Raw genomic sequence first — 23,713 nt, 5'->3', positions numbered from 1 at the left:
TTTTAGTCGGAAATTTGCAATTATTATAAGACATAATCTTATGTATAAGACAGAATCCGCTATAATGTATCCCTGTCTTGAGATACTGGCCGTACGATGCAATTCAGCGCCCAGGAAGTCCTGAAGCTTTCTCCCGATGAAGCCTCGGCGAAAGCCGCCAAAGGTTTGGTGACGTCCGCCAAATGGCCCGGCCTGCACCACGACGATCAAGCGGTCTGGGGCGAGTGTCAAGGCAGCGGCTCCAAACCTTATCAGGTGCAGGTGGATCAATCCGGCCCAGCCTTTCGTTGCTCTTGTCCCAGCCGCAAATTCCCTTGCAAACACGGTCTCGCCCTGCTGCTGTTACGGGCGCAACACGCGGAGCGCTTTACCGTTGTCGATCGACCTGCTTGGGTCAGCGAATGGTTGGAATCGCGCCGTAGAAAAGCGGAGAAGCAGACGACCAAAGCCGCCGAAACCACTGCGGAGAGCGAACCAGCCGGAAAACCGCAACCCGATCTGGCCGCCGCCGGCCGCCGCGAGTCGGCCCGCCTGGCCCGGATGAGCGCGGGGCTGGATGAGCTGGAACGCTGGTTGGGAGATCGCTTGCGTCAAGGGCTGGCGCAACTAGCCAACCAACCGGAACTGTGGGATGAACTGGCGACGCGGATGGTGGACGCGCAATTGCCCGGCATCGCTTATCGCTTGCGCCGGCTCGGAGGTTGGGTCAATCGCAGCGAGCAGTGGCCGGCGCGGGTCTTGGGGGGATTGGGCCAGTTGCAACTCTTGATCGACGCTTTTCGCCGGCTCGAAACGTTGCCGGCTCCCTTACAGGCGGATCTGCGCAACGCGCTCGGCTGGGTGGTGGATCGGGAGAGCGTGCTGGCGAGCGGCGAGCGGATCGAGGATAACTGGCTGGTGCTCGGCCAAAGCATTGAGGAGGAGGCCCGATTGTGGAGCCGGAAAGTCTGGTTGCAGGGCGCGAATTCCAAGCGGATGGCCCTGCTGCTCGACCACGCGCATGGCGGCCGCCGCTTTGAACGGAATTATGTGACTTCCGCCTGCCTTGGTCTGACCTTGGTCTTCTTTCCCGGCCATGGGCCGCTGCGTGCGATTTCCCTGGACGAGCACCGCCTGCAAGCACGGCGGCAAGCGCCCGCTGCGCCGACCCTGGATCAGGCGCTGGATAGCTTGGCGAGCGCGCTGGCGGCCAATCCGTGGCAATGGCCGCAGCCGTTGTTGTGTGGTGAGGGCATCCCCTGTCGCGGCGAGACGGGATGGCGTCTGCAAACCCCCACCCACCGGGTATTGCCGTTGACGGTGAGCGACGACAACGGTTGGATGCTGGTGGCGGAGAGCGGCGGGAGGCCGTTGACCGTATTCGGGGAATGGAACGGCGACGCGCTGCGTCCTCTAAGCGCTTGGTCATCAGAGCTGATTTGGACGGAGGAGGCTTTGCCCGCGTGAATCCTTTGCAGGAACTCGCCACGCAAGCCTTACTCGGCACGGAGCGCCGGCCGCCGGTGTTGGCCGCATTGGATGGCGCGCTTGGTGAGTTATTGGAAGCCGTCAGTCCCGCTGACGGCGCGCTGGAAATCAACATGCTGCGCCGCGCCGGCATCCTGGCGGCCTGCGCCGACGCCGGTTTCATGCCGGCGCTGTTTAGCGTCGATACGCCGCAGGCCAGTGCCTCGGAACCGTATCCCGCTGTGACTGACCCGAAATGGATTTCCGCATTGGGCGAGATTTTCCAAGACGGCCCTGACCGCCTGCGTGAGGAAGCCTTGTGCAAGCTCGCCGAAAACGGCGCGACCTTACCGCCCAGGCTGTTGCCCGCCGCTTTGGCCCTCGCCCACAAAACGCCGGTGCTGCAACCCGCGCTGTTGGAGGTGCTCGGCCAGCGCGGTCGGTGGCTGGCGCAATGGCAGCCCGATTGGGCTTACGCCCTACAAACCAGCGATGGCGAGCCGGATTTGGCGCTCTGGGAACAGGGGACGCTAGAGGCTCGTAAAGCGTTTTTGAAGCGATTGCGTGGCCGTGATCCGGTCTTGGCTAGAGCATTGTTCGATAAGGCGCTGGTGGAACTGGACGCCCGCGAGCGCCTGACCCTGCTCGAACCGTTCGCGGTCGGTCTCGATCCGGCGGACGAGGATTTTTTGGAACAACGGCTGACCGACCGCGGCAAGGAAGTTCGGCTGCTGGCCGCCAACCTGCTGGCGCGCTTGCCGGGCAGCCGCTACGTCGGCCGTATGACCGCCCGACTCGCGGCCTGCCTGACCCACGAGCGCAAGCTGCTCCGTCAAGTCTGGAACATCGAGCCGCCGGCCGCTTTCGAGGCGGATTGGAAAGCCGACGCCATCGAAGAAAGCCGCGTCAAAAGTGAACCGCTCGGAGAGCGGGCGTGGTGGCTGTATCAGATCGCCCGCGCCGTACCACTGGCCTGGTGGTCAGCCCATACCAGACTATCGCCCGCCGATCTGGTGAAGTGGGCTAAAAAAACCGATTGGAGCGAGGCGATTTTCAGGGCCTGGAACGAAGCGCTGGCGCGTGGCGGCCAGCCGGCCTGGGCCGAAGCCTTTTTGGCGGAACGCAAACTTCCCGGTCTGGCCGTCGATCTCTTCGAATGGCTCACCCAGTTGCCGGCGGCGCAACGCGAAAGTCACTGGCTCGACCTGCTCAAAAAAACCCGTCGGGGCGGAATCGGCGAATGGTTGAGTCGGATCGTGCAGGACGGTGCGCCTTGCTCGGCTGATTTCTCCCGCCAAGTGCTGCAAAACGCCGCCATCGAAGCAGCCAGCGACAACGCCAGATGGGATTATTCGCTGCGCAAGGCGTTACCTGACTTCATCTGCCAGATTCCCGTCGAGCTGCTCGACGAAGCCGGGCGGAACTGGCCTATCGACCAGCCGCGGGCCCAGTATTTCAGTGAAACGGTGGCGCGCGTGATCGCTATCGCGGAACTGCGCAAAACTCTCCATCGGCCTCCCAGTCCACGGAACCCCTCATGAGCGAAATCCTGCGCGAACACGCCGAATCTCAATTTGCCGAAGAACTGGCCGCGCTGCAACAGGCCGATAACCGCGAGCGGCCCGCCCACTGGGCATTGTCACCGTGGGCGGTCGTCACCTATTTGATGGGCGGCAAACTCGATAACGGTTTCACCATCAGCGCCAAGTACATCGGCAACCGGCGGTTGATGGAAACCGCCGTGTCCACGCTGACCACCGACCGGGCGCTGCTGCTGTTCGGGGTGCCGGGCACGGCGAAATCCTGGGTGTCGGAGCATCTGGCGGCGGCGATCAGCGGCGATTCGACCATGCTGATTCAAGGCACGGCGGGCACCAGCGAGGAACAACTGCGCTATGGCTGGAATTACGCGCAACTGCTGTCGAAAGGCCCGTCGAAAGAGGCACTGGTGCCGAGTCCGCTGATGCGGGCGATGGAACTGGGCAAAACCGCCCGCGTCGAGGAACTGACCCGCATTCCCGCCGACGTGCAGGATACGCTGATCACCATTTTGTCCGAAAAGTCGTTGCCGATCCCGGAGTTAGGGATGGAAGTGCAGGCGGTGCGTGGCTTCAACGTCATCGCCACCGCCAATAACCGCGACAAAGGTATCAACGAACTCTCCAGCGCCCTCAAACGTCGCTTCAATACCGTGGTGCTGCCGACGCCCGCCACCGAGGAGGAAGAAGTCGCCATCGTCTCCAAACGGGTTAGCGAACTGGGTCGCGCCCTGCAATTGCCCGGCGAACCGCCTGCCTTGAAGGAAGTCCGCCGGGTGGTGCAAATCTTCCGCGAACTGCGCAACGGCCAGACCGAGGACGGCAAGACCAAGCTGAAAACCTCTAGCGCCACCCTGAGCACGGCGGAAGCGATCTCGGTGATTAATAGCGGCATGGCGCTGGCCGGGCATTTCGGCGACGGCATTTTGCACGCCAGGGACATCGCCGCCAGCCTGGTCGGGGCCATCGTCAAAGACCCGGTGCAGGATGCGGTGGTCTGGCGCGAGTATCAGGAAACGGTGATGAAAGAACGCGGCGATTGGAAGGATTTGTATCGCGCGTGTCGGGAGTTTGAGTAGCTGATCCATTATTCTGCGAAATAAGAGTTTAATGAATAGAATCATATAGAAGGCCCAATCATGCTCTTTGCAATCAAAGAAAAAAGGCAAGAGCTTTCCAAGAGCACTGAGGTAAAAAAGAAATCGCAACTTGGTCAATTTTTCACGCCAGAAAGAATCGCGGTTTTCATGGCGAATCTCTTTGCGGATGTTGGTGGTCATTGCTGTCTGCTCGATGCCGGGGCTGGCATTGGCGCACTCTCGGCCGCATTTCTTGATCGCTGGCTTGCCAATAATTTGCATTTTGATCGTATCAACGTAGAAGCATTTGAAATCGATCAAACATTACATGCTAGTCTGAGCGATCTTTTTAAAAGATATAGACATAGTGAAAATTTTAACGCGACTATTTTTGGCGAGGATTTTATTCATAAAAGTGCTGAAGCTCTTTGTGATGAAAAGTCATCTTCGCTAAACCTATACACTCACGCTATTCTCAATCCGCCCTATAAGAAGCTGCACAGCCATTCCGCACATCGGCTGGACTTGCGCCGAGTTGGTATTGAGACGGTGAACCTATATTCGGCCTTTGTCGCTTTAGCCATCGCCCGACTTGCGCCGGGTGGACAGATTGTGGCGATTATTCCGCGCAGTTTCTGCAATGAGCCTTATTACCGTCCGTTCCGCCATTTTATTCTTGGGCGGACAGCGCTGCGCCACCTGCATTTATTTGAGTCGCGTAGCAGGATATTTAAGGATGATGCGGTGCTACAGGAGAATCTTATTATCCTTCTGGAACGGGATGGTCATCAGGGGCCGGTGACAATTTCGACTTCGACCGATAGTACTTTCACCGACGTTTCCACCTATCAGCACGCATTCGACCGGATCGTATTCCCGGATGATCCGACCGAAAATCCACTCATGGGCATTACTCCGATCATGGATTGGGCGCGGGAACACTACGCCAAAGATTATGCGCCAAACACCCGCGAGACCGTGCGGCGTCAGACCATGCACCAGTTCGTGGATGCGGGCCTTGCCCTTTACAATCCGGACAAACCTGACAGGCCGGTAAACAGCCCAAAAGCCGTCTATCAGATCGAACCAGTTGCTCTTACTTTGCTGCGTAATTTCGGTACGTCGCAGTGGCCCGATAACCTAAAAGTCTATCTTGCTGCGCGCGAGACGCTGGCTGCGCGCTACGCAAAGGAACGCGAGCAGAACTACACCCCGGTTGAGGTTGTACACGGTAAACGAATTACCCTGACTCCCGGCAAACACAACGAGCTGATCCGGGCGATCATTAAAGAATTCGCACCACGCTTCGTACCGGGTAGTTCGCTGGTTTATGCTGGGGATACCGGCGACAAGTGGGGATACTTTGACGCTCTTCTTTTGGCCGAGTTAGGGATCAAGGTGGATTCCCACGGCAAAATGCCGGATGTGGTGTTGTACTGTGCTGAGAAAAACTGGCTTTTATTGGTGGAGTGCGTCACCAGTCATGGGCCAGTTAATGGCAAACGGCATACCGAATTAGCTCGGCTGTTCGCTGAGTCAACCGCCGGGCTGGTCTATGTAACCGCCTTTCCAAATCGATCCATCATGGGTCGCTATCTTGGCGAAATAGCCTGGGAAACCGAAGTGTGGGTGGCCGACGCTCCCTCACATCTGATTCATTTCAATGGTGAGCGGTTCCTAGGGCCGTATTCACTCTCAGACAGGTTACTCCGGTAGATGCAAGCGCGCTGTTGATAAATATGACCAACACCCCCTTCTACCTCTTCGGCATCCGCCATCATGGGCCGGGTTGCGCCCGCAGTCTGATCCAGGCGCTGGAGCGTTTGCAGCCCGACTGCCTGCTGGTCGAAGGCCCACCGGAAGGCGAGGCGGTGTTGCCGATCATGGCCGACGCCGATCTGGAGCCGCCGGTCGCGCTGCTGGTCTACAACCCGGACGATTCCCGCCAGGCGGCGTTTTATCCCTTCGCGGTGTTTTCGCCGGAATGGAACGCACTGCATTACGGCCTGGCGCACGGCATCCCGACCCGCTTCATCGATTTGCCGATGAGCCATCAATTCGCCCTCGTGCCGCCGGAACCGGAAACCGTCGCGGCGGATGCGGCGGAAGCGGGCGACGATTCGGCGGAAGCGGTGAATGAAGCTGAAATCGAGGCCGAGCATGGCGAAACGTCGAAAACCGATCCCCGACTCGATCCGCTCGACTGGCTGGGCCGCGCCGCCGGTTATGGCGACGGCGAAAGCTGGTGGAATCATCTGGTTGAGGAACGGAGCAACAGCCTGGAGTTGTTCGCCGCCATCCGCGAGGCGATGACCACGGTGCGGGCGGAAACGCCCGGCCCGGAACGCTCGGCGGCGGCGCAACAGCGCGAAATTCTGCGTGAGGCGCACATGCGCAAATGTCTGCGGCAGGCGCAAAAAGACGGCTTTAGCCGCATCGCCGTGGTCTGCGGCGCGTGGCATGTCCCGGCGCTGACCGAATTGCCCTCCGCCAAAGCCGACAATGACTTGCTCAAGGGCTTGCCTCGCGTCAAGGTCGCCGCCACCTGGGCGCCGTGGTCGTATCGCAACCTCAGCAGCGCCAGCGGTTACGGCGCGGGTGTGACTTCGCCCGGTTGGTACGAACATTTGTGGCAATCGCCACCGGAACAACGAGCGGTCGGCTGGCTGGCGCGGGCGGCGCGGCTGTTCCGCGAGGAAGGGCTGGATTGTTCCTCGGCTCATATCATCGAAGCGGTGCGGCTGGCTGAAACCCTGGCAGCCTTGCGTGAACGGCCGCAACCCGGTTTGGACGAACTCAACGAGGCATTACAAACTGTGGTGTGCATGGGCGATGCTGCCCCGATGCGGCTGATCAACCGCGCCCTGACCGTCGGGGATCGGCTTGGTCGGATTCCCGCCAGCGCGCCGCTGGTGCCGCTGCAACACGATCTCAACCAGCAGCAAAAACGCCTGCGCCTCAAAGTGGAAGCAGTAGATCGGACGCTTGATCTGGATTTGCGCGAGCCGACCGATCTGGCGCGCAGTCATCTGTTGCATCGGTTAACGCTGCTGGCAATTCCCTGGGGCAAACCCCAGCGCACCGGACGCGGCGCGAAGGGCAGTTTCCACGAACTGTGGACGCTGCAATGGGAACCGGCGCTGGCCATCGCCGTGATTGAAGCCAGCCGCTGGGGCAATACCGTCGAAGACGCCGCCAGCGCCAAAGCCGTCGATCAGGCGCGCGCATTCACCGCCCTGCCGCCGCTGGCCGATCTGGTCCATCGGGTGTTGCTGGCCGATTTGCCAACCGCCATCGCGCCGGTCACACAAGCCTTGGAAGATTTAGCGGCGGTGGCCAGCGATCTGGTGCAATTGCTAGGCGCGATTCCGCCGCTGGTCACCGTAGCGCGTTACGGCAACGTCCGCCAGACCGATGTCGGCATGGTCGAGCAGGTGCTCAAAGGTTTGATTCCACGAGCGGCGATTGGTCTGCCCGGCGCGTGTACCGCGCTGGATGACGACGCGGCGCAGATTCTGCGCGAGGCCATCGCCGCCACCCATCAGGCGGTGCGGCTGCTGGCGGATGAGGCATTACGCGACGACTGGTTGCAGGCGCTGACGCGGGTGGCGGGGTTGCCCAACGCCCACGGCCTGCTGGGTGGCCTGGCGGCGCGGCTGCTGTTCGACGAGCAAATCGCCTCGGCGGATGCGGCCGCCCTGCACATGAGTCAGGCGCTATCGCCCGGCAATGAACCGGCGCTGGCGGCGGCCTGGCTGGACGGGTTTTTGAATCAAAGCGGGCTGGTGCTGCTGCACGACGATCAACTGTGGACGCTGGTTGATGGCTGGCTGACGGCGTTGAGCGAAGATCGCTTTCAGCAAATTTTGCCGCTGCTGCGCCGCGCCTTCGCCGGTTTCAACGCGCCCGAACGCCGCCAGCTCGGTGAGCGCGCCGCTCGGCCGGATGCCGCCGTTGCAGCCGTCAGCGCGCGGCCGGATTGGGATCAGGAACGCGCTGAACGGGTGTTGCCGCTGTTCCGCCAACTGTTGGGAGTCAGCTAATGAATGCCCCTGCTGCCGCGAACGACGCCCGTCTGCAACGCTGGCGGCTGGTGCTGGGCGAACCGGCTCAGGATGCCTGCGGCGTTTCGTTAAACGGCGATGCGCTGAACATCGACCGCGCCCTGACCGCGCTGTATGACGCCGATGGCCCCGGCGGTCTGCGCGGTGGCAGCAGCGCATCCTCGCCGCGCGTCGCCCGCTGGCTAGACGACATCCGCCGCTATTTTCCCGGTTCGGTGGTGCAGGTGATGCAGAAAGATGCCTTCGAGCGGCTCGATCTGAAAAACATGTTGTTCCAGCCGGAAATGCTACAGGCGGTGCAGCCGGACGTGCATCTGGTGGCGACTTTGATGTCCCTGCGCGGCATCATCCCGGCCAAGACCCGCGACACAGCCCGGCTGGTGGTGCGCAAGGTGGTCGATGCACTGATGAAGAAGCTGGAAGAGCCGCTGCGCAGCGCGGTGACTGGCGCGTTGAATCGGGCCGAACGCAACCGCCGTCCGCGTCACGCCGAAATCGACTGGAACCGCACCATCCGCGCCAATCTGCGCCACTGGCAGCAAGAACATCAAAGCATCATCCCCGAAACGCTGGTCGGCTACGGCCGCAAAGCCCGCCGCACCCAGCGCGAGGTGATTTTGTGCATCGATCAAAGTGGGTCGATGGCCTCATCGGTGGTGTATTCGAGCATTTTCGGCGCGGTGATGGCCTCGCTGCCCGCTGTCAAGACGCATCTGGTGGTGTTCGATACCGCCGTGGTCGATCTCACCGAGCAACTGGATGATCCGGTCGAGGTATTGTTCGGGGTGCAACTGGGCGGCGGCACCGATATCAACCGCGCGGTCGGTTATTGTCAGGGGCTGGTGCGCGAGCCGCGCAATACCATTGTGGTGCTGATTTCCGATTTGTACGAAGGCGGGGTCGAGAAAAACCTGTTGCAGCGGGCCAGCGAGCTGGTGCAATCCGGGGTGCAGTTCATAGCCCTGCTGGCGCTAAGCGACGAAGGCGCGCCGTCCTATGATCGACAACTGGCGGCGAAACTGGCGGCGCTCGGCGTGCCGTCCTTCGCTTGTACGCCAGATCAGTTTCCGGCGCTGATGGCGGCTGCCATTAAGCGTGAGGATATTGCGCTGTGGGCGGCGGGACAGAATATTGTGACGGCAAGGGCGGAACGGTAAGGCGGAGCGCCATCAAAACTAATTAATTCCAAACCGCTTAAAATCCTCATTTACCGTTTGCAGCGTCTCCAATAACTGACTGGCGACAAATTCTAGAAACGGGTCAATATCGCCCCGATCAGCGACAGCAAGAGTTTCAAGGTAGTTTCGTTTTTGTTCGCGGCGGATGATAGCTGGAAAAAATCCCGCTTTAAGCAAGATGAGATTCATCAGAATACGCGCCCCTCGACCGTTCCCATCGTCGAAGGGATGAATGCGCACCATGTTGTAATGGGCCGCGCCCGCTACAACAATGGGGTGAAGATCGGGCGGCCGATGCTCGTTGATCCAATTCACTAATTCCTGCATTTGTACGGCCACTTGCTCCGGTAAAACGTACTGATGCAACGTCCCATCCTGTTGGAGAACATGGTTAGGAAGCCGCTTGTACTGCCCCGCATGAACAGATTTTTTTACCGGCTGCCCGATCGGGCTTTGGCCGGGAGTATGCGATACGCCGCTCATCAACAGCGCATTAATCTCCTTGATCAGCCCCTCGCTGATCGGTCGGGCGCTGGCGACCACATCAAACAGTAAATCAATCGCTTCGGCATGATTTCGCGCGTCCAAAAAATCCCTAAACGGCTTTCCCTCAACCGTCAGTCCTTCTTGCAGAAAAAATAAGGTGTCGCCCCGACTTAAGGTAGAACCTTCAATGGCGTTGCTGTGATACGTCCAATCGACGCGCATTTTTTCCAGTATTTTCGGCCACAAATCGGATTCAGGATGTAACTGGGCTTTGCGGGCGTCGATCTGGGCTTTTAAGTCATCCGCCAGTCCTAGCAGCACCGTGATGGCGTCCGGATTTTGGTGAGGATAAAACCCGTTGCTGGGGTCACGAGCGATCAATGATTCTGAAGTGTTCATGACAACGAAGTGACTTAGGCGATATTGGCGAATCCTACAACGATAACGGCAGTACGAAGCATTTCAAAAAAATCAACAACAGGCTTGACTTTCTATTTTTTAAGTCTACACTCTGCGCCCCATGAATAAAACTCAGCCTAACTTCAATCATTTATCAGCTATCGGCCGACCACTGTCGGCGGCGCACTCTTGCGCGCTAACGATAGATCGGATGCGGACCTGACGAGCATACAGGCTCGGAAGGTCTGGCTTAGACGACCTTCCGAGCGGGACTACCAACCCCGGTCGGCGGTGTGCCTTCCGGGGTTTTTTATTGGCTGATGTTTTGTCTCAGACGTTCGGCGGAAAGATTTTGAAATCCCCGCCGATCAAGTTCGAAGTCAGCCTGTCGCCGCACAGCGGTACCGGTTCTGGATGCCGGTCCGGCGCGCTAACGCTAACCATCGCACGGCGTGTATCGGGCGGACGAGAGGTCTTCGAAGCTCGGAAAAGTAGCTCAGTGGTTGAGCATCTGATTTGTAATCAGACTGACGGGGGTTCGATTCCCTCCTTTTTCTCCATGGGAAAGACCTTTAAAGCTTAAAGGTTCGCGGTTCGAGTCCGCTCTATAGCAGTACCCCGGGAGCCACCCCGGTGGGCGGTAGCGTGCCCGGCGCTTCGGCGTCGGCATCGCGACTGACCGACAGCGTCTGCGCGGTTTTGCGCGGCGTGTGTCGAATTGAGCTAGGTTTCGGCCAGCTGAACGCCATCTGATTGGCAGGGATGCCGATCAGTGCGTGAGGCCCGCCGTTGCTCCGCGCGGTTTCGACCCGTCGTCCGCCGCATGGGCGTGGGGTGTGCGCCCACTCATTCAGGGGTTGATTCCTTACCCCTATTCCCTCTGCCAAAGGGCAGGGGAGATTTTTGTTAAGGAGATGTGCTGAATGACAGCCTTTTAATGCTCGGCAGTGGCGGGCCGGAAACGGTGCCGATGGCAACACGCCACGCTCGCGCCGCCGGAAACGGCGGAACAGGAAGATAAAACGTTCTCATACACAAGGAGCACCAAGATATGTTGGGTTACAAGCGAATCATCATCGCCCAGAACGAGCGTGGGCTGCATTTCCAGGATCGTCGGTTGACGGCCATTCTGGAGCCGGGTATTTACCGCTGGCTCGACCCCCAGAATCGCCACGAAGTCCAGCGTTACGACCTGTCCGTGGCCGAGTTCGAGCATCCCTGGCTGGATGTGCTGTTAAAGACCGATCCCCAGCGGGTCGAGCGCCACTTTCAGGTGGTGGAAACCGGTGAGCAACAGGTCGGTTTGATTTACAAGAACGGCCGCCTGGATGGCGTGTTGCCGCCTGCGACCCGTCGGGTGTACTGGCGCGGGCCGGTTGAAGTCCGGGTCGAGCTAATCGACATCGCCACCGATTACACGTTGTCGCGGGCGCACACCGCCGTGTTGGCGCGGCCATCGGCAGCCTTGGCCAAGAACCTGAACGGTGCGGTACAAAGCGCCGAGATCGAAGCCAACCACATCGGTTTGCTATTCGTGGATGGCGAATTGGCGCGCACCCTGCCGCCCGGTTTGCACGCCTTCTGGTGCTTCAATCGGGCAATCAAGGTAGACAGCATCGATCTACGCTTGCAGGCGCTGGAAGTCTCCGGTCAGGACATTCTGACCAAGGATAAAGTCAGCCTGCGGGTGAACCTGTCGGCGGTGTACCGGGTGGCCGATCCGGTGAAGGCCCGCTCGGAATTGGGCAACTTCATCGATTATCTGTACCGCGCCTTGCAGTTTGGGCTGCGCCAGACCATCGGCTCGCGCACCTTGGATGTGTTGCTCGGCGACAAGGACGAACTGGATCAGGAAATCTGGCGCTACGCCGCCGAGCGGGCGCGCCCATACGGCTTGGAAGTGGAGACGGTCGGCTTGAAGGACGTGATCTTGCCCGGTGAGATGAAGGAGATTCTCAACCAGGTGGTGCAGGCGGAGAAGGTGGCGCAGGCCAACGTCATCCGTCGGCGCGAGGAAACCGCCGCGACCCGTTCGTTGCTGAACACCGCCAAGCTTATGGAAGATAACCCGCTGCTGCTGCGCTTGAAAGAACTGGAAGCGCTGGAGAAGGTGGTGGATAAGGTCGAGCGGCTGACCGTGTTCGGCGGCCTGGACGGCGTGCTGAAGGATACGGTGCGCATCAACCTGCCGGCGCATTGAGCGTCGTGATTTCAGCTCGGCCGCAAGGCCGGGTTTTTCAGGCAATAAAAAATCAGGCGACCCAAAGGCCGCCTGATTTCCTAACTAAAGCGACAACGGTTTAGCCGAGATCCTTGATGCCCTGGATCAGGCCGGCCGCTACTTTCTGCGCGTCGCCGTACACCATCCGGGTGTTGTCGGCGAAGAACAGCGCGTTTTCGATGCCGGCGAAGCCGACGCCCTTGCCGCGCTTGATGACTTGCACGTTCTTGGCGTGATCGACGTTCAAAATCGGCATCCCGTAGATCGGACTGGCTTTATCGGTTCTCGCCGCCGGATTCACCACGTCGTTCGCGCCGATCACCAGCGCCACGTCGGCGGTCGAAAACTCTTCGTTGATTTCCTCCATGTCAAAGATCAGATCGTAAGGCACGCCCGCTTCGGCCAGCAGCACGTTCATGTGACCGGGCATCCGACCGGCGACCGGGTGGATGGCGAATTTGACTTCGGTTCCCCGCTCGATGAGCAGCTTGCTCATTTCCCAGATCTTGTGCTGCGCTTGGGCCACCGCCATGCCGTAACCGGGCACGATGATAACCTTGGCGGCATACGCCATCTGCACCGCCGCATCCGAGGCTTCCATCGGCTTGAGGCTGCCGGTAACGGCTTGCGCCTCGCCGCTGGCCAACGCCGCCCAGTTGCTGAACAGCACGTTGGAGACCGAGCGGTTCATCGCCTTGGCCATCATCAGCGTCAGCAGCGTACCGGACGAGCCGACGATGATGCCGGCGATGATCATGGCCGAGTTGCCGAGCACGAAGCCTTCCAGCGCTACCGCCAGACCGGTGAAGGCGTTGAACAGCGAGATCACCACCGGCATGTCCGCGCCGCCGATGGGCAACGCCATCATGGCGCCGAAGGCCAGGGCCAGCAGGAAGAAGAGGGTGATCAAACCACCGCTGGAGCTGTGGCCAATGGCGATGATAAGGCCCAGCAGCACTGCGGCGGCAAAGATCGCCGCATTGACTTTCTGCTGACCGGTAAAGCGGAACTTGGCGTCATCCTTAAAGAATTTCAGTTCCTGGAGCTTGCCGAAGGCCACCACCGAGCCGGAAAACGACACCGCGCCGATCAACGCGCCCGCCACGGCCATGATCAAGGTGGCGGTGCTCGGCGCATGGGCTTTGTCGGCATGATCCTTTAACAGCTCCACCGCCGCGATGGCCGCCGCCGCGCCGCCGCCCATGCCGTTGTAGATGGCGATCATCTGCGGCATGGCGGTCATCGCCACTTTCTTGGCGCCGTACCAGGCAATCGCCCCGCCGATGGCGATGGCGACGATCATCAGCAGATAATTGCCGGAGCCGGCTTGAATCTGCGGATGGATGAAGCTGACCACGGTCGCCATCACCATGCCGTAGCCCGCCCAAACGATACCGCTGCGGGCGGTGGTCGGATGCGACATCCGCTTGAGGCCGATGATGAACAGAACGGCCGTCAGGAAATAAATCGTTTCAATCACATAGCCCATGACTTACTTCTCCTGGCCCTTGCTGCTCTTGAACATTTCCAGCATCCGCTCCGTGACGAAATAACCGCCCACCGCGTTGCCGGCGCCCAACAGCACCCCGAGGAAACCGATGGTCTTCTCCAATCCGGTTTCGGCCTGACCCAACGCTACCATCGCGCCGACCAGCACGATGCCATGCACGAAGTTGGTGCCGGACATCAGCGGCGTGTGCAGGATGACCGGCACCTTGCTGATGATTTCATAACCGAGGAAAGCGGCCAGCATCAGGATGTAAATAGGGGAGAAGAACTCGACGACTTGCTTCATGATTTCCATAACGCTTCTCCGATTTTATGGTTATACCAGCTTGCTGGTGGGTTCGTGGACGATCTTGCCATCACGGGTCAGGGCGCTCTTGGCGATCACCTCGTCGTCCCAGTCCAAATTCATGTTGCCGTCTTTAATCATCGGCGACAGGAAATTAAACAGGTTCTTGGCGTACATCTCGCTGGCGGGAACCGGGAAGCTGCTGGGGATGTTGAGCGGGCCGGCGATGATGACGCCGTTGTGCTCGTAGGTCTCGCCCGGTTTGGTCAGCTCGCAGTTGCCGCCCGACTCAGCCGCCATGTCCACCACGACCGCGCCGCGCTTCATGCCTTCGACCATGGCGGTGGTGACGATCTTGGGGGCTTCGCGGCCGGGGATGGCGGCGGTGGTGATGACCGCGTTGGCGGCGGCGATGTGCTTGGCCAGCACGTCGGCCTGTTGCTTCTTTTCCTCGGCCGTCAGTTCGCGGGCGTAACCGCCTTCACCGGCGGCGCTGACCCCGGTGTCGATCATCTTGGCGCCGAGCGATTCGATTTCTTGACGGGCGGCGGGACGGACATCGTAAGCTTCCACCATCGCGCCCAAACGGCGGCAGGTGGCGATGGCCTGGAGGCCCGCGACGCCCGCGCCGATGATCACCACCTTGGAGGGCCGGATGGTGCCGGCGGCCGTGGTCAACATCGGGAAGAAGCCGCTGGCCAGATTGGCGGCCAACAGCGCTACCTTATAGCCGGACACCGCCGCCTGTGAAGACAGCACGTCCATCGACTGAGCGCGGGAAATGCGCGGGATCAACTCCATGGCGAAGCTGGTAATCTTCTTGTCGCGTAACCGCTTGACCATTTCCAGGTTGCGGTGCGGCTGCAACACGGCCAGCAGCGTCGAGCCATCCCTCAGTTGTTCCACCTCCTCCAGGGTAGGCGGCTGCACTTTGAAGACCACATCCGCTTCGGCATAAAGAGCGGTGGCATTGTCCACCAGCCGGCTGCTCTTGTAGGCTTCGTCAGGGAAAAAAGCGCTGAGTCCCGCGCCTTTCTCCAGCAGAATTTCCGCGCCGAGCTTGCTGAAGCGATCGGCCATGGTCGGATCCAAGGCGACCCGGCGTTCGCCCGAAATCATTTCTTTCGGGACGGCCATACGAACAGGCATGAGGTTGTCCTCCTGATTTTGTTATATCTGCCGGGCTTCCGCCTAGCCCGGAAGCAGGTACGAAAAAAGGCTTGTTTAGAGCCTCGTGGAGACGCTGGGTTTGTGTGGTCGGGCACGCGCGCCGGCGGCGAAGAACGCACGATACTGTTAGAATAGTAGCTTAGACTTGAAGCTGCTTAAAGGTGGCGAAGAAATAAGCCAGATTTGTCTGGAGGTTCGTAGGCTGAAGAAGGTAGCGCGGCCTCGCGTCGTTCAGGATGGTTTCACGGTTTTTGCCGAGAATGGGGTAAGAATAATAAGGAACGAGCATAGGTGAAATATGTACGGATTGGAGCAACAAGTCTTGCATACGGATGTCACCGGAATGCCACTGGAGTGGGTTGATTATCAGCAGGCGGTGCGCTTGTATCACGCCGAACAGGTCGCCTATACCTGCGGGATGGCCCTGTATACGGTGCGCGGTGGCATCAATGCGCGCAGCGGCCAACAAAGCCTGATTGTCGTGAACTCCATCATCGCCACCCAGGGCGGCGCCTACGCCCGGTTGCGCGCCCGCGAGGATTACGCGCCGCCGCTGTCGAACGCATCGCTGTTCCGGCGTGACTGCAATACCTGCCTGTATTGCGGTGAGACCTTCCATGTGCGAGATCTGTCGCGCGATCACGTCCGACCCATCGTTCAGGGTGGCGTCGATCACTGGAACAACGTGGTCACCGCCTGTAAGCCCTGCAATCACCACAAGGGCGGTAAAACTCCAGAGCAGTCCGGTATGCAGTTGCTGGCGATTCCGTTTACGCCCAATCACGCGGAGTACGTCTATCTGCAAGGCAAGCGGGTGCTGGCCGATCAGATGGATTTTTTACGCGCGCACTTCCCGCGCTCCAGCCCGTTGCACCAGCGGCTGGCGCGTTTGTCCTGAGGCCATGGCTGACCGCGCGTCCGGTTCGGGTTTCGTCCCGCTCGCCATCGGATCAGGTTTGCTGCTGGACTTGGGTAGCATCCAGATCGGGGGTTGGGCGGAAGAGCCGTTGCGCTTGCCGGCCGGAATGACCGTTTACGGCATGATCACGAGCGGCCAAGCCCGACTATCCGACGCCGAAACCGGCCCTTTTGCCTTGCGCGCGGGGATGTTTTTTGTAGTCCCCGACGGGGGAGAAATCAGCGGTGGCGGCGGCTTGTTCATCGCCCTGCCTGGCTATCGGGGTTTGCGGCAAATCGGCGGCCCGCTGGAAACGGCGGGCCGTCTGCGTTATATCGACGGCTGTAGCGATACGCTGCTGATTTGCCCTCCCCGTCTGGGTGATCCCTGTTTGAACCATCTGCATATTCCGCCGCATACCGATCAGACCCCTCACACGCACCCTTCGGTGCGGATCGGGGTCATTTTGCGCGGGTCCGGCGAATGCCGCACGCCAGGCGGCGTTTATCCCTTACAGCCAAGCATGGGTTGGTATATCCCGACCGGTTGCCTGCATTCTTTTTATACTGAAGATGAAGCGCTCGACGTGATCGCTTGGCATCCCGACAGCGATTTTGGGCCGCGCGACGACGATCATCCGATGATCAATCGCACGCTGATTCCCCGTTAGTTAGCGGCTCTCGCGCAATGGGGGAACCGGCCCGGAAGGCGATGGCGCTTCGACCATCTGCTCGTACCAGAGCAGGAAGGTCATCAGCATCCATAGCTTCAAGCCGTGTCGCAGGCCGGGAACGCCTTCCATCTGGTAATTCAGCAGACGTTTGACATAATCGGGATTGAAAAAACCGCAGTGCTGAAGGTTCTTGCGCGAGAGCAACTGCTCGCCGTAGCGGCGCAACTCGCCCTGGAACCAGAACCGTACCGGCACCATCATGCCTGATTTGGGCCGGTCGATGATCGGTTGCGGCACGATGTCCCGCGTTGCTTTTTTGAGAACGCTTTTTTCCACCGCCCCTTCCAGTTTGGTGTTGGGCGGGCACATCATGCTGGTTTCGATGATGCGCCGGGAAAACAGCGGCGGCAGCGCCAACACGCCATTGGCCGCCGTCATTTTCTCCACTTTCACCAGAATCAGATTGGCGCCCTTGAGCCGGATGTTCATGGCCATGAGTTTGTTGATGAAATCTCGTGGTTGCGAGGTCTGGAAAAAAGGTTCCAACAGACCGATCAAGGCGGCGTCGCCACCCGCTTCCCGGCGTAGCGCGGGGTCCAGCAAAGCATCGAGATCCTGATAACAACGTTGAAAAGCCCGCAGGTAGTTGCGTTCCAGCCAGCCGTTAGGCGGTTCGCCCGGCAAAGGCCCGTACAGGCGGGCCAGCAGCATCGGCAGATTTTTGGGGCCGCCGAAACACGGATCGCCACCCTCTCCGTTCAAGACGACATCGGCGACTTGAGCCGCCGTCCGCGCCAGCAGATAGTTGGGCATCGTCACCGGATCGCCGATGGGATCGTCCAATCGCCAGATGATCTCTCGCAGGTGTTCGAGAAAGCTGGCGGGACGAATTTCCAGCCAACGGTGCTCGGTGTCATAGCGATCCACCATCAATTGCACGAAGTCGTTTTCTCGCGCGTATTCCGCCCCGAAGTGTGCCGATAAGGTCGGAAAGGCCGTCTGTGGCTGCTGTTGGGCGGCGACGGCCAGCACCGCGCTGGAGTCGATTCCGCCAGACAGAAAGACGGCGGGGCGTTTTGCTCCGCTGACCGCCAAACACTCGGCGACAGAGTGCTCCAAAGCGGTGCGCACCAATGCCGGATATTCAGCGATGGGACGTCCAGGGTCCGCTTCCAATTCTTCAAAGCGGAAATGGCGGCGTATCTCTACCCGGCCGCGGCAGAAGCGCAAGATGGAGCCGGGTTGCAACTCCTCGATCCCCTCGAACATCGTGCCGACGTCTGGCACGAAACTGAAGGTCAAATACTCCGGCAACGCTCCGGCCCGCATCCGGCGGGGTACCGTGGGATCGGCAAACAGGGCTTTAATTTCGCTGGCGAACAACAACCGGTTCTGCCGCACAGTCCAATACACTACCTTGACGCCGGCCGGGTCGCGCACCAGATAAACGGTGTCATCTCGGCTTAAGGTCAGTACGAAAGCCCCGGTCAAACGTTCCAGTGAAGCTTCGGCGGCGGGCTTTTGGCGGAGAGCGGCTAACAGTTGGTCGGCGGTGTTGCCCTGCCCCGCTAAAATCTCGGTGGCGAACAAGACGCCGCCATAGCCGAGTAGATCGTCGCTCTGTCGGGCCAGTTGGGTTTCCTGGTTCCATGCGGCGATCCCGTGGCCGATTGCCACCGTCTCGCCGGTTGCGGTGCTACCGCTGGCGCGTTCCCACCCGAGGGGACAGCGATGCGCCAGTAAGGCCGCCATCCGTTCCAACAAGCCGTCCGCTGGGGGGCCGCAATAGCCGAACAGACACGACATGGCGTTACCGTTCTCCGACGGTTTCAACCATAGTCGGCTTCCACGCTGATATCGCTTCCGACCGACGCATCCGGTGCGGCCAGCAGCAACGCACCGCCGACTACCGCCGTTCCCAGCAAACTTAGCAACGGTTTTGGCCCGACATAATCGATCGGCATTCGGTGGCCGGTGCTCAGCATTTTAGTGGAGTTGCCGCTGAAAGCGCCGCGTTTGGCGGCGGGCGGAGGTAGCCAGGGAAGCAAGGAACCCCCTTGGAGCGACGTTCTGGAAATGCCTAGGTCAACCAGAGATCGCTGTGCGAAGTCCCATTTTGGCTCGGTGGACAGTTGCGCGGTCAGGGCGAATCCTGGCGGGGAGGCGTCATGGAGGATCTGTACCGGCGTGTTGGGATGGTTTTTCAGAAATTCCCGGCACGCGGCGAACACTTTTTCTGGATAACCCGTGCGGCTGACGACAACACTTTTATGATTCAAATGGAAGCGGTTGCGGATCAGCATATCGACCAGATCGTCGCGTTCCACCACCAAAATCCGCTCCGGTGCATACGATAAATCTTCAAGGTCGACCGATTCAGTGTTTCGCTGAAAAGCGCGGCCGTCCGCCAGGGCGGCGATGGGATGCGCTTGATGGTAGCGCTCCACCAGCTTGCGGGCCTCGCCGAAAGGAAGACCGGTTTTCCCCCAGCGGTGCAAGAGCATGGCAAGCACTGACAAGGCCAGAAACACGCCTAGCCCCACTTTGGGATGCGCCATCAAGCCGACGAACACCGAAATCAGCAGGATGATGATGCTGTAACCGATGGGCCCCAGGTAGTGTTTTCGCCAGTGCCGACAGATGGCTAGCGCGAGTTGAGTGACTGTAAATGCTTGGTGGCCATCATCCGATAAGCGTTGGCTGATCTGCCGGAAGGTGAAATCGCTGATCCGGTCATTTTTTTTTCGAAAGACAAATCGATAATTACACGTGCCACACCGTGTCCCATCTCGGTACTTCTGATTGTGCTTGCAGTCTGGACAACGCATCGGTCTGCTCTCCGTGGGATGGGCCGCCCTCAGCACGAGTGGAGGGATACTCGTTTTTTACCCGCTTTTGCGCAAAGCAAGTTTAGTCGGTGAATGTTTCACGTGAAACCTTCGTTTTTGGTTTCACGTGAAACCTTGATCCTAGGATGAATCCAACCCGGTCGCCGGGCTATACTTGGAAACTAGTGATCCAAGAACTGCACTCTGAAGGCGGCACAACCGTCCCCTTCGGATTTCGGAGATGCTCGTGCGCGATGTTTCAACTTTTCAGGGGCTGATTTTGGCCCTGCAAGACTATTGGGCTGCTCAAGGCTGCGTACTGCTGCAACCCTACGATATGGAAGTGGGCGCGGGGACCTTTCATCCCGCCACTTTCCTGCGCGCGATCGGCCCCGAACCGTGGAGCGCCGCCTACGTCCAACCCTCCCGCCGCCCCACCGACGGCCGCTACGGCGAAAATCCGAACCGCTTACAACACTATTATCAATATCAGGTGGTCATCAAACCCTCGCCGTTGGCGCTTCAGGAGCTTTACCTGGGATCGCTCAAGCAACTCGGCCTCGACCCATTGATTCACGATATTCGCTTCGTCGAAGACAATTGGGAATCTCCGACCCTAGGCGCGTGGGGGCTAGGCTGGGAAGTGTGGCTGAACGGCATGGAGATCACCCAATTCACTTATTTCCAGCAGGTCGGCGGCTTGGATTGCAAACCGGTCACCGGTGAGATCACCTATGGCCTGGAACGCATCGCCATGTACCTACAAGGCGTGGAAAGCGTGTTCGATCTGCTCTGGACCGACGGGCCGTTGGGGCGGGTGACCTATGGCGACGTGTTCCACCAAAACGAGGTGGAAATGTCCACCTACAATTTCGAGCAGGCTGATACCGCCGCGCTGTTTGGCTGGTTCGATACTTGCGAAGCCGAGAGCGCGCGGCTGATTGCGCTTGGCTTGCCCTTGCCGGCTTATGAGATGACCTTGAAAGCCTCCCATACCTTCAACTTGCTAGACGCCCGCAAGGCGATTTCTGTCACCGAGCGCCAGCGCTATATCCTGCGGGTCCGTACCCTGGCGCGGGCGGTGGCACAAGCCTATTACGATGCCCGTGCCGCCCTCGGTTTTCCGATGCGCGCCCGACAGACCGCCGCTCAGGGCCAAGAGGTCGCCCATGCCTGAGTTCCGCGATCTGCTCATTGAAATCGGCACCGAGGAACTGCCGCCAAAAGCGCTGTTCGATCTGGCGCTAGCGTTTGAAAAAGGCATCAGAGAGGGTCTGGCCAAGGCGGGGTTTCCGAACGACGCCATCCGACGTTTCGCTACTGCACGTCGTCTGGCGGTCCTGATCGATCGTCTGCCGGTCCGGCAACCCGACCGCCAGTTGGAACGGCGTGGGCCGGCCTTGAGCGCCGCCTTCGGCCCCGACGGCAAGCCCACGAATGCGGCGGAAGGTTTTGCTCGCTCCTGCGGGGTGAGCGTCGCCGAATTACAGCGGCTGGAAACCGCTAAGGGAGCCTGGCTGATCCACGTCAGTACCGAAGCAGGCGCGGCGACCGCTGACTTGATTCCCGGCGTGGTCGAAGCCGCGCTCGCGGGGTTGCCGATCCCGAAGCGGATGCGCTGGGGCGATCGCGACGAGGAGTTTGTCCGGCCGGTGCATTGGGTGGTATTGCTCTTTGGCGATGACATCATTCCCGCCAGCATCATGGGAGTCAAAACCGGTCGGGAGACGCGCGGCCATCGCTTCCACCGCCCGGAGCCGATCCTGCTGACTGCTCCAAGCGAGTATGCCCGACAACTCGCTCTTGAGGGTAAGGTGATCGCCGATTTCGCCGAGCGGCGCGATAAAGTGCGCGCCCAAGCGGAAGCGGTCGCCTCACAGTTGCATGGAACGGCGGTCATCAAACCGGAATTGCTCGATGAAGTGACGGCCTTGGTCGAGTGGCCGGTGGCGCTGGCCGGCAACTTCGAGCAACGTTTTCTTGATGTGCCTTCCGAAGCGTTGATCAGCACCATGCAGGATAATCAGCGCTATTTCCCGGTGGTGGACGCGAACGGTCAGATGTTGCCGCACTTCATTACCATGACGAATCTGGAAAGCCGTGATCCCGCGCAAGTGCGGGCCGGGAACGAACGAGTCATCCGGCCCCGCTTCAGCGACGCCGAATTTTTCTGGAATCAGGATCGCAAACAACCGCTAGCGGCGCGGCAGGCCGCCCTCGAACAGGTCGTTTTCCAGCAGAAGCTGGGGACTGTGGCCGATAAGAGCCGGCGGGTGGCCGTACTGGCGCGCTTTATCGCCGAGCACGGGCGCGGTAACCCGGATTGGGCGGAACGGGCGGCGCGATTGGCCAAGTGCGATCTACTGACCCAGATGGTGCAGGAGTTTCCAGAGCTCCAAGGGATCATGGGCCGCTATTACGCCCTGCACGACCAGGAAGACGCTGAAGTCGCGCAAGCTCAGGAAGAACAGTACTTACCGCGCTTCGCCGGCGATCGGTTGCCCGTTTCCGCCACCGGCCGCGCCCTGGCGCTGGCTGACCGAATCGATACCTTGCTGGGGATTTTCGCCATCGGCCAGCCGCCTTCCGGCGCCAAGGACCCCTTCGCGTTGCGACGGGCCGCGTTGGGTGTCTTACGAATTCTGATCGAGGGCGAATTGGATCTCGATCTGGCGGCTACGCTGGAGCGCGCCGCCGCCGGTTTCGAACCGGCCGTTCGGGCCGAGCAGGTGGTCAAGACCGTTTTTGAATTCATAGTGGAGCGGCTGCGCGGCTATTATCTGGATCAGGGGGTGCGCGCCGATACCGTCGAGGCGGTGCTGGAATGCCAGCCGAGCCGGCCGCTGGATTTCGACCGCCGCGTGCGCGCCGTCGATGCCTTCCGAGCGCTGCCGGAGGCGGCCAGCCTGACCGCCGCCAACAAACGGATCCGCAACATCCTCAAAAAAGTCGAAACCGTGTTGCCGTTTGCGATTCAACCCGAGCGCCTGGTCGAGGAGCCCGAACAGGCGCTGGCCGGCCGGTTGGCGGAATTGGCCTCCGAGGTGGTGCCGCTGATGGAAAGCGGGCTTTATGCGGAAGCGCTCCGTCGGCTGGCGGGCTTGCGCGAACCCGTGGATGTTTTCTTCGATAGGGTGATGGTCATGGCCGAGGATCCTGCCTTGCGCGACAATCGCCTGGCTTTGTTGAACGAGCTCAGCAGCTTGTTTCTGCGGGTGGCGGATTTTTCACGGCTCCAGGAATGAGGGGCCAATGGATTGTTTCACGTGAAACATTGTTTGGGAATGCGCTGCGGGATGTTCGAAAAATGCTGTTTCACGTGAAACAAACGCTCGTATGCTGATGCCAGATACAGGCGCTGATAGTCGATAGTTAGAATGAAATTGATCATCTTGGACCGTGATGGCGTCGTCAACGAAGAGTCGGACGCTTTTATCAAATCCCCTGAGGAGTGGATACCGCTCCCTGGCAGTCTCGAAGCCATCGCTCGCCTCAGCCATGCCGGTTACCGGGTCGTGGTGGCCACCAATCAGTCGGGGCTCGCCCGAGGGTTGTTCGACCTGCACACCCTCAACCTGATCCACCGGAAAATGCATCGGATGGCACAAGAGATGGGTGGCTTGATCGATGCGGTTTTTTTCTGCCCGGATGTGGATGAAGCCAACCCCTTTCGCAAGCCCAATCCAGGTATGTTTTTGGAGATCGGCCGGCGTTTGAAATGCGGTTTGACGGCGGTGCCGGTGGTGGGCGATAGCGCGCGGGATATTCGGGCGGCTCGCGCGGCCAACGCTTGGCCTTTGCTGGTGCGGACTGGTAAGGGCGCGAAAACGCTCGAACAGGATTTAGGGATTTGCGCCAATGTTGAGGTGTTCGATGATCTGGCCGCCGTGGCCGATTTCTTGATTGCCCGTAGTGGCTGAGGGTCCGAGCCGAACCGT

General features: G+C 59.9%; 18 protein-coding genes, 1 tRNA gene and 1 pseudogene. 14 read left to right on the top strand and 6 right to left on the bottom strand.

The features are described 5' to 3' along the window. Positions 1-96 precede the first annotated feature (96 nt). The 7 genes and pseudogenes from IPK09_12935 to IPK09_12905 all read left to right on the top strand — a co-directional run bounded on the left by IPK09_12935 (position 97) and on the right by IPK09_12905 (position 9,284). The gene (locus tag IPK09_12935; GenBank protein MBK7984518.1) at positions 97-1,446 is read left to right on the top strand and encodes an SWIM zinc finger family protein; all 1,350 of its coding nucleotides are present in this window, start codon (positions 97-99) and stop codon (positions 1,444-1,446) included. Then, a complete protein-coding gene (locus tag IPK09_12930) occupies positions 1,443-2,987 on the top strand; it encodes a hypothetical protein (protein ID MBK7984517.1) in 1,545 nt (514 codons plus the stop codon). Before IPK09_12935 ends, IPK09_12930 begins: the two co-directional genes overlap by 4 nt. Further along, the gene (locus IPK09_12925) at positions 2,984-4,063 is read left to right on the top strand and encodes an AAA family ATPase (GenBank protein MBK7984516.1); all 1,080 of its coding nucleotides are present in this window, start codon (positions 2,984-2,986) and stop codon (positions 4,061-4,063) included. Before IPK09_12930 ends, IPK09_12925 begins: the two co-directional genes overlap by 4 nt. A 168-nt stretch (positions 4,064-4,231) precedes the next feature. Next, positions 4,232-4,951, top strand: a pseudogene (locus tag IPK09_12920) (Eco57I restriction-modification methylase domain-containing protein). A 15-nt stretch (positions 4,952-4,966) separates the two neighbouring features. Then, complete coding sequence (locus IPK09_12915; protein MBK7984515.1) at positions 4,967-5,779, top strand: restriction endonuclease; 813 nt, start codon at positions 4,967-4,969, stop codon at positions 5,777-5,779. A gap of 23 nt (positions 5,780-5,802) precedes the next feature. Further along, entirely contained in the window at positions 5,803-8,106 is a 2,304-nt protein-coding gene (locus IPK09_12910; GenBank protein ID MBK7984514.1) for a hypothetical protein, read from the top strand. Beyond that, complete coding sequence (locus IPK09_12905; protein MBK7984513.1) at positions 8,106-9,284, top strand: VWA domain-containing protein; 1,179 nt, start codon at positions 8,106-8,108, stop codon at positions 9,282-9,284. Before IPK09_12910 ends, IPK09_12905 begins: the two co-directional genes overlap by 1 nt. 18 nt (positions 9,285-9,302) lie before the next feature. Here the strand turns inward: IPK09_12905 and IPK09_12900 are convergent, their stop codons facing one another. After that, complete coding sequence (locus tag IPK09_12900; GenBank protein ID MBK7984512.1) at positions 9,303-10,190, bottom strand: Fic family protein; 888 nt, start codon at positions 10,188-10,190, stop codon at positions 9,303-9,305. A 485-nt stretch (positions 10,191-10,675) separates the two neighbouring features. On the opposite strand from IPK09_12900, the gene IPK09_12895 reads away from it, so the two are divergent. Further along, positions 10,676-10,750 (top strand) — tRNA-Thr (locus IPK09_12895). A 491-nt stretch (positions 10,751-11,241) separates the two neighbouring features. Then, positions 11,242-12,390 (top strand): slipin family protein, encoded by a 1,149-nt coding sequence (locus tag IPK09_12890; GenBank protein ID MBK7984511.1) that lies wholly within the window; start codon positions 11,242-11,244, stop codon positions 12,388-12,390. Between the two features lie 100 nt (positions 12,391-12,490). On the opposite strand, the gene IPK09_12885 is transcribed toward IPK09_12890, so the two are convergent. The 3 genes from IPK09_12885 to IPK09_12875 are packed head-to-tail and all read right to left on the bottom strand — an operon-like array spanning position 12,491 to position 15,355. After that, positions 12,491-13,900, bottom strand: a complete 1,410-nt coding sequence (locus IPK09_12885) for an NAD(P)(+) transhydrogenase (Re/Si-specific) subunit beta (protein ID MBK7984510.1) — start codon at positions 13,898-13,900, stop codon at positions 12,491-12,493. Positions 13,901-13,903: 3 nt separating this feature from the next. Continuing rightward, a complete protein-coding gene (locus IPK09_12880) occupies positions 13,904-14,206 on the bottom strand; it encodes an NAD(P) transhydrogenase subunit alpha (protein ID MBK7984509.1) in 303 nt (100 codons plus the stop codon). A gap of 30 nt (positions 14,207-14,236) precedes the next feature. Continuing rightward, positions 14,237-15,355 carry an NAD(P) transhydrogenase subunit alpha gene (locus IPK09_12875; GenBank protein ID MBK7984508.1) on the bottom strand — a complete coding sequence of 373 codons (1,119 nt, stop codon included), beginning with the start codon at positions 15,353-15,355 and terminating at the stop codon, positions 14,237-14,239. A 319-nt stretch (positions 15,356-15,674) separates the two neighbouring features. On the opposite strand from IPK09_12875, the gene IPK09_12870 reads away from it, so the two are divergent. Further along, positions 15,675-16,274: an HNH endonuclease gene (locus IPK09_12870; protein ID MBK7984507.1), complete on the top strand. Its 600-nt coding sequence runs from the start codon at positions 15,675-15,677 to the stop codon at positions 16,272-16,274. Between the two features lie 4 nt (positions 16,275-16,278). Then, positions 16,279-16,944, top strand: coding sequence for a cupin domain-containing protein (locus IPK09_12865; protein ID MBK7984506.1), 666 nt, complete (start codon positions 16,279-16,281; stop codon positions 16,942-16,944). On the opposite strand, the gene IPK09_12860 is transcribed toward IPK09_12865, so the two are convergent. Together IPK09_12860 and IPK09_12855 are read right to left on the bottom strand one after the other, a co-directional pair. Beyond that, positions 16,945-18,753: an asparagine synthase gene (locus IPK09_12860; protein MBK7984505.1), complete on the bottom strand. Its 1,809-nt coding sequence runs from the start codon at positions 18,751-18,753 to the stop codon at positions 16,945-16,947. 23 nt (positions 18,754-18,776) lie between these two features. Continuing rightward, a complete protein-coding gene (locus tag IPK09_12855) occupies positions 18,777-19,775 on the bottom strand; it encodes a hypothetical protein (protein ID MBK7984504.1) in 999 nt (332 codons plus the stop codon). Between the two features lie 241 nt (positions 19,776-20,016). Between IPK09_12855 and glyQ the strand changes: the two genes are divergently transcribed. From glyQ to gmhB, 3 genes are all read left to right on the top strand, one after another. Next, positions 20,017-20,952, top strand: a complete 936-nt coding sequence (glyQ, locus tag IPK09_12850; protein MBK7984503.1) for a glycine--tRNA ligase subunit alpha — start codon at positions 20,017-20,019, stop codon at positions 20,950-20,952. Further along, a complete protein-coding gene (locus tag IPK09_12845) occupies positions 20,945-23,020 on the top strand; it encodes a glycine--tRNA ligase subunit beta (GenBank protein ID MBK7984502.1) in 2,076 nt (691 codons plus the stop codon). The genes glyQ and IPK09_12845 overlap by 8 nt, the downstream gene beginning before the upstream one ends. Positions 23,021-23,152: 132 nt before the next feature. Further along, a complete protein-coding gene (gene gmhB / locus IPK09_12840; protein ID MBK7984501.1) occupies positions 23,153-23,695 on the top strand; it encodes a D-glycero-beta-D-manno-heptose 1,7-bisphosphate 7-phosphatase in 543 nt (180 codons plus the stop codon). Positions 23,696-23,713: the final 18 nt, after the last annotated feature.

The sequence above is a fragment of the Candidatus Competibacteraceae bacterium genome (genome assembly GCA_016713505.1).
Classification (GTDB): Bacteria; Pseudomonadota; Gammaproteobacteria; order Competibacterales; family Competibacteraceae; genus Competibacter_A.
Note: the sequence above shows the minus strand (reverse complement) of the source record. Positions and strands in the feature narration are given on the sequence as shown.